Annotated in this window: 4 protein-coding genes and 1 pseudogene; 2 read left to right on the top strand and 3 right to left on the bottom strand. The window is 51.8% G+C overall.

What is annotated here, in order from left to right:
• Nucleotides 1-145: 145 nt before the first annotated feature.
• Nucleotides 146-1,462, top strand: a pseudogene (locus tag B1748_RS12710) (IS1182 family transposase); the annotation flags it as partial.
• A 363-nt stretch (nt 1,463-1,825) separates the two neighbouring features.
• Here B1748_RS12710 and B1748_RS12705 read toward each other — a convergent pair.
• Nucleotides 1,826-2,569: a MerR family transcriptional regulator gene (locus tag B1748_RS12705; protein WP_087568279.1), complete on the bottom strand. Its 744-nt coding sequence runs from the start codon at nt 2,567-2,569 to the stop codon at nt 1,826-1,828.
• Between the two features lie 189 nt (nt 2,570-2,758).
• On the opposite strand from B1748_RS12705, the gene B1748_RS36830 reads away from it, so the two are divergent.
• Nucleotides 2,759-3,058 carry a hypothetical protein gene (locus B1748_RS36830; protein WP_087568278.1) on the top strand — a complete coding sequence of 100 codons (300 nt, stop codon included), beginning with the start codon at nt 2,759-2,761 and terminating at the stop codon, nt 3,056-3,058.
• Nucleotides 3,059-3,557: 499 nt separating this feature from the next.
• Here the strand turns inward: B1748_RS36830 and B1748_RS12695 are convergent, their stop codons facing one another.
• Together B1748_RS12695 and B1748_RS12690 are read right to left on the bottom strand one after the other, a co-directional pair.
• Nucleotides 3,558-4,820, bottom strand: a complete 1,263-nt coding sequence (locus B1748_RS12695) for a glycosyltransferase family 4 protein (RefSeq protein ID WP_087568277.1) — start codon at nt 4,818-4,820, stop codon at nt 3,558-3,560.
• Nucleotides 4,771-6,702 carry a CotS family spore coat protein gene (locus B1748_RS12690; protein WP_256975640.1) on the bottom strand — a complete coding sequence of 644 codons (1,932 nt, stop codon included), beginning with the start codon at nt 6,700-6,702 and terminating at the stop codon, nt 4,771-4,773. The genes B1748_RS12695 and B1748_RS12690 overlap by 50 nt, the downstream gene beginning before the upstream one ends.
• Nucleotides 6,703-6,810 lie beyond the last annotated feature (108 nt).

Genomic DNA, 6,810 nt, shown 5'->3' with positions numbered 1-6,810 from the left:
TCAGACTGTTGAGAAACCCACCAATCTTTAAATCGTTCATCAAATTAACGCGTTAATTTGTTATAATATAGGTGATAAATTGTACTCGAAAGGTGTGGTTATCGTGCGGAACACCAATAAGTCAGACTCTTCAACCGATTATCAAATGGAACTGGTTTGTGTGGAACAATTGGTGCCTCAAGATCATCTTCTTCGAGTCATTCACGACCATGTCGATTTCTCCTTTATTACCGAGTTAACGCGTCCCTATTACACAGCAACAACGGGAAGACCACCTATCGATCCCATCGTCCTGTTCAAAATGATGCTCATTGGTTACCTCTTCAATATTCGTTCTGAGCGCCAATTAGAAAAAGAGATCTTTCCTAATGCGGCGTACCGCTGGTTTTTGGGACTGCGTTTCGTAGACAAGGTACCCGACCATTCAACGATCAGTTTTAACCGAAACAACCGTTTTGCGGGAACGAACCTGTTTCAGGAGATTTTTGAAGAAGTTGTGCGTTTAGCGATGCAACACCACATGGTGGCAGGCCGCGTACTCATTACCGATTCGACGCATGTTCGAGCCGATGCCAACAATAACGCCTATACCGTGCAGGTCATCGAGAAGACGCCTCACGAGTATCTGGAAGAACTTCATCAAGCCGTGAACGAGGATCGAGAACTTCACGAAAAAAAGCCTTTAGCTCCGAAAGAGGAGGTGGAAGTCACCAAACATAAAGTCAGTACAACAGATCCGGATTGTGGTTTTATGAATCGCCGCAATAAGCCAGAAGGGTTCCATTATCTCGACCATCGCACCGTGGATCACAAATTCAATATCATCACAGACGTTCATGTGACATCTGGCAACGTGAACGATTCCACCGTCTATCTCGAGCGACTGCAACGCCAAATCCAAACCTTTGGTTTTGATACAACATTAGAGGCCGTGTTACTGGACTCCGGCTATATGACGCCCTACATTTGCAAAAAAACATTGGAGATGAATATTTTCCCGGTCATCAACTATCGACAGGCAAGCAGCACACCGGGACTATTGGCAAAGAGTGACTTCATCTACGATTCGGAACAAGATGTTTACATTTGTCCAGCCCGACAACAACTGAGCTACTACACCACGAATCGTGCAGGTTACCGGGAATACGTTTCCGCCCCCAATAGTTGTGCTTCATGTCCGATGTTGCCACAGTGCACGCAGGCCGAAAATAAGCAACGTAAGATTCAGCGTCATATTTGGGAAGAGCATAAAGAACAAGTGATGATTAACCGCAAAAGCCCAGAAGGTGAAGCACTGTATAGACTTCGTGCCCAAACGATTGAGCGAAGCTTTGCAGATGCAAAAAATCTTCATGGCTATCGTCGAAGCAGGCTCCGCGGGATAAACAAAATGCGGGAGCAGTCTTTGATGACGGCAATTTCCCAAAATCTGAAGAAAATTGCACGGCATCTGGCTCGAAAGGAGGCGCACGTTGGCGGTCTACAACATGGACACGCGCTATTTTTACCAATTAACACCAAATGTCGTTCCGTAACTCAAACCCCTGCCGCATAAATGAGGTTATTCAACAGTCTGAGCTTTTCCCTTTATTTATAGATTAGGCATACCAATGGTCTCCACTCCCATAAGGTCGTGCAACCACACAATGTTACTATCGGAAGAATGCCCAAGGTGAACTGGCTTCGATGCCCTCGGGAAAGACCGCGGGTTCCATCTCGAAAAGGATAGGTCAAGCATGAGAAAACTTATGCTATCCTTTCATCCGAGAAGAGACAGCCGGGCTCCAAGAGCCTCGGCTACCTCTATTCTTCCGTTCGCCGCATTTTAGCCAAGCCGGCTGTCTGAGTAATATGCCATCGCGTCCCGCATGAACAGGGCGAGACCTTCTCCGAACTGGTCGATATTACGCGTGAATCGTGCGTCATCAACATACATCTGCCCGAGACCTTTGAACGCCTCCAGCGAATACGAGCCCATTTGGTTCAGCAGCGTGAACCATTGGCCGATCGCCTCTTGCGACGCCTCCGATGACGGATCGTCATGGCGGACGGACGCCAGCTTCCTGTACAATTCGTTCATCTCGTCTTGGAAAGCCTGCATTTTGCCATCCTGCTTCAGCTTCTCCATCTTCGCGTTCGATTCGTCGACGGCCTTGTCGCCCCAGCGCTCTCTTGCCTCTTGTTCGTATGGGTTGCTGCCGAAATCGAAGCCTTTGAATTTTTCTTCGTTTGTCATGGTTACCTCTCCCTTCGCGTGTCTGATCGTCTGCTCCACCGTTCGGAGCAATTGCTCCAGCTGGCTTCGCTTCTCGTTCAGCATCTCCCGATGCCGCTCCAGCGCTTCCAGCCGGTCGAACGATTTGCTTGTGACGATTTCCTTGATTTTTTTCAAAGAAAACCCAAGCTCCCGAAAAAATAAAATTTGTTGCAGAAGCTCAAGATTTCGCTCCGAATAGTCGCGATACCCCGCCTCCGTGGTCCCGTCGGGAACTAACAATCCGATCTCATCGTAATGATGCAGCGTGCGCACGCTGATCCCGGTCAGATCCGCAACCTCTTTTACCTTCATGGCGCTTCGGCCTCCTTTCAACCCTTACTCTAAAGTATCACGTAACGTGAGAGTCAATACGTTTTTTAATGCTTTCTTCTATTTCGAGAAAATCGACGAATAACCTGTCTCATTAACCCAATCCAACAGCCTTCGCCTCTTATACAATATACGGAGGGCCAATAATGTACCGGACGGAGGAGTGATAAGTTGTCCAGCTTAAAGAAACAAAGCAAAGAAGTGCTCCAGGAGAACACGGTGATCAGCATGAGTCTCGTTTACGAGGACGGCAGCAAGAAAGTAATGAATCTGGAGGGACAGGAGCTGTCCAGCAAAGCCGCCAAACGGCTGCTCGAATCGATCAAGTGGGACTCGGTCGCAGAAGTCACGTTCGAGGTCGATGAGGATGAGCGCGACGGCGAAGAAGGCGACGATGATGAGGACGACGATGTAGATTACGATTTGGATGATTATTTGGATGACGAAGAGGATGAAGAAGAGGACGATTAAGAGGACGATTAAGAGGAGGATTTAAGAGGAGGATTTAAGAGGAGGATTTAAGAGGAGGATTTAAGAGGAGGACTTATTCTACAACTATATCCTCTAGTCCTCAAAAATTTGCCCGTTCCGTTAGCGGAACGGGCTTTCGGCGTTGCTTCCCAAGAAGCGGAGTACTCAACGATGAACTTGATCGGAATACAGCATGCAGAGCAGCCCCAGCTGGCGCAATAGCCCGAAAAGGTCGGGCTACAAGGCCCAATAAAGGAACTCCGAGCGAAGCAATAGCGCGAAAAGGTCGGGCTATTGTGCCCTGAGCAGCCTAACGAGTGCCGTCCTTGGGCGGAGAGCCCTGCTGTCCGGGAAAAGCAAAAAAGACTGTTCCACTCCCTGCGGAGAGAATGCAGTCCTTTTTTTGACTGGCTTGATTACGAGCCTATAACTAGCCTTCAGCCTCGCCGTGCCCAAGTTGATTGCCTCTTATCGACAAAACATCTACCTCTAGGAGTGACTATAGAGACTCGTCACCCGTAGGATCCGCCCCGTCCATATCGTCGGCCTCTCCCTCTTCGGGAGCTCCTTGCTCGACCGCAGAATCGGATTCCTCGGTAACGAGCTCAACGGGCGCCTGTCTAGGGGTATTCCATACCTCCAAAATGTTGCCCGCAACGTGACTCCAGGTAAAGTTATCCTCCGTCAGCTTGCGGCCGTTAAGCCCCATCTGCCGGGATTCTCCCAAGTTGGACAGCATCGCGTTAATTTTTGTCGCGTATTCCGCCGGGTCCTCCGGATTCTGAACGATCACGCCGTTATTGCCGCGGATGATCTCCGGATTGCCGCCGCGCGCAGTCGTGATGAGCGGCAGACCCGCCGCCATCGCCTCGTAGTGAACCCTCGCAAGCGGCTCCTCCCAGATCGATGTGCAGACGAACATATCCGCCGCGCAGAACCACTTATGCACGTCGCTCGCTTGCACGTATCCCGTCGTCATAACGGGAAGCGGCGACGTCTCCGCCATTGCTCGAAGATAAGCGATATAATCGCTGATGCGGTCATCGCTGTACCAGGCCGCTCCCACGATGACAAGCACGGCATCAGAATGTTTGACCTGGGACATCGCGCGTACGAGTACATGCGGTCCTTTATTGCGCGACAACCGACCGACGAATAGAATAACTTTTTTGTTGCCAAGTCCGTGCTGGGCTCGAATATCCTCCCTGTCCCGAAGCGCCGCCCTCGACTGCTTCCACGGGGCGAATCTGCCCAGATCGACGCCGGAATAGATCGTGCGAATCTTGGACTCCGCTTGCGGATAGTCCTTGCAGATGGCGGCACCGATGTAGTTGCTGATCGTAATGATCGTATCGACCCGCTCCACGACGGCGTCGCCTTCCTCCTTGGCCAGCTTGTGCGGGTTAAACATGTCGTTATGCATGCTGAGCACGATTCGGGCATTCGGCATGATCTTCGAGATAGGCATGACGAGACGAGGCCGGTTAAAAATATGAACGAGATCGTAGGAAGTCCCGCCAGCCGCTAAATACGGGATCATATTGCTCATATAGGTTTCCAAAGCCCCGTTTGATTCGAAGCGCAAATAACGTACGCCGTCCACCCGCTCGTCGCTTGCCAGCTCGGGATCGTCCCTGCCAATGATCGTAATGTTGTGTTGCGCCTTCAGCAGTCCGACTGCACCGCCGATATACGTCTGAATGGCTCCGCCTCTAATATTCGGTACCGGCAGCTTCTCCGTGCAAATCATCAAAATGTTCAAGCCCAGTCCTCCTTGCCGACTTACTGTCACGGTACGCCGTGAGATACAGCTTCACGCCGACCTTCTTCTTTCCTTTGTTCCAAGCTGGCCTCGTACGGCCTCCGCCCGCCGCCTTCTTTAATCCTTCCTTGAGAGCCGCTCCCGGCTTCGAAGTCGAAGTAGAACGCTTAAGCGGCTTGCTCCCAGCGGCGGTACTCCTGGACTTCTGCCCGCTGCCCGCGCTCGGCTTGCCGGACTTCGGCTTTACTGCGGCAGGCTCCGTTCTGTATTTGTAGCGTTTCATGCGTTCTCGCTCTGGAGCCACGGCTTTTACCGGCTGGCGCAACGGCGATACGGCCTTTTCCGGCTTGCGTACTGCCAGCCCCTCTTGCGAAGCCAGTTGCTCGGACCGCTGAAGCTTGCGGAGCTCTTTCTTGGACAGCTTCTTTAACTCTTTTTTGGAGGACTTCTTTTCCTCTTTCTTGGATAGCTTCTTTAACTCTTTTTTGGACAGCTTCTTTAACTGTTTTTTGGAAAGCTTCTTTTCTTCTTTTTTGGCAAGTTTCTTTTCCTCTTTTTTGGACAGCTTGCGCGGTGTTTCTCCGCCCGGAATGATCTTCGCCTTCCCGTCCGGATTGAGGACAATACGAATGGCATCGCCCTTATCCTTGTCTTTGCGCTTGCGTTTGGAGCCAGGTATCTCCACGATCGGCGCCGCGCCTTCCTTGGCATAATCCTTGTAGCGGTACGGCCCGCTCGGCGCAGCCGTCACGTCCGGATAATCTCCGGCCGCATACTTCGTTTTGTCTTTCTCCAGCTCGCGCAGCACATCCCACTTGTTCGTCTCTGTAGCAACGACGCGGTCGAGAATGGCGTTCAACTCCGTGTTCATGAACTCGACGGGCGTAAACACAACCTCTTTGACGTGCTTATAGAATTCATTCGGGAACGCCATGTCGATCCAGAGCAGCTCGAATGTTTCTTGATCCAGCGGGTTCGCGGAGTGATACGCGTCGATGACTCCCCTGATCCACTCCAGATCCCAAGCGCCCATATCGTCCATGGTGCTGGTGATGATTTTGCGGAGATCCCGGATAGGGAGGTCGAAGGCGACCCCGTCAAGATCGATGACCCAGATGCCGCCGGGACCCATCTGTCCGTTGGACCAGCCGTAATCCTGGTGGGCCAGCCCCCAGTGAGCCTCGCCTTTCGCGACCATTCTTTTGTAAGCCGATTCCTGGAACCGCTTGAGGATGTCGCGCGCCTGCCCCTCGAACGTATCGAGCACGGACAATAGATGTCCGCTCGCTTCCGTATTGGGATAAGCATTGGCAATATGGCGGAACCAGCCAATTTTCGTCATGATCTTCTGGTACTGGCTCTCCCACTTGAAAATACGGGACGATTTGCCCGCCTCGGCAGGCGGCTCGTAACCCTTTGACCATTGATGAAACTCCCCGAGACCGTGGCACAATGTCCGCGCTCCCTCCAGATCGATCTTCATGACGGGCGTCAACGTATCGATCCAGTCCGTTACGATCCACAGCTTCCCTCCGGCTTCAACGGAATTGCGACCATCCTTGGTGAGAATAATCCCTGGCACTCTGGCGCCCTTGCTGACTACGTACTCCTGCGCGCCGACGCTGAACAGACTTCGCTGCGGCGTCCGATGCAGCACCTTCAGACTCCTTGGTCCGCGGTTTGTCTCGATCCGCCAGATGGCGCCGCCTTTGTCCGGCTTGGACGTTATCAGCGTCATTCCGCTGACGCTCATATCGTAAGATTTCATGACCTCATACGCGAGCTTCTCCACTTCGGGCGGCACGTATTGTTCCAAGTTAAAGGAACGCATCGATTCGTCCGAAGACAGATCATCCCAGGGCACAATTTGATATTGTTCCAACTGGCTACCTCCACTCTAGTCAAGCTAAATAAGCGATGTCCTCTTATCTATATGCGCTACTGCGGTCTATCGATTGGACATGAGTGGAGATGAAAGCGCCCTATTGCC

Origin of the sequence: Paenibacillus sp. MY03 (assembly GCF_002165585.1) — a bacterium.
In the GTDB taxonomy this organism is placed as follows: Bacteria; Bacillota; Bacilli; order Paenibacillales; family Paenibacillaceae; genus Pristimantibacillus; species Pristimantibacillus agaridevorans.
The sequence above is the reverse complement of the archived record's forward strand: the minus strand, read 5'-3'. Positions and strand labels throughout refer to the sequence as shown.

Coding starts and splice junctions, on each gene's coding strand:
- B1748_RS12705 (WP_087568279.1), bottom strand. CDS start 2,569: ATGAAGGTAAAAGAGGTTGCGGATCTGACCGGGATCAGCGTGCGCACG.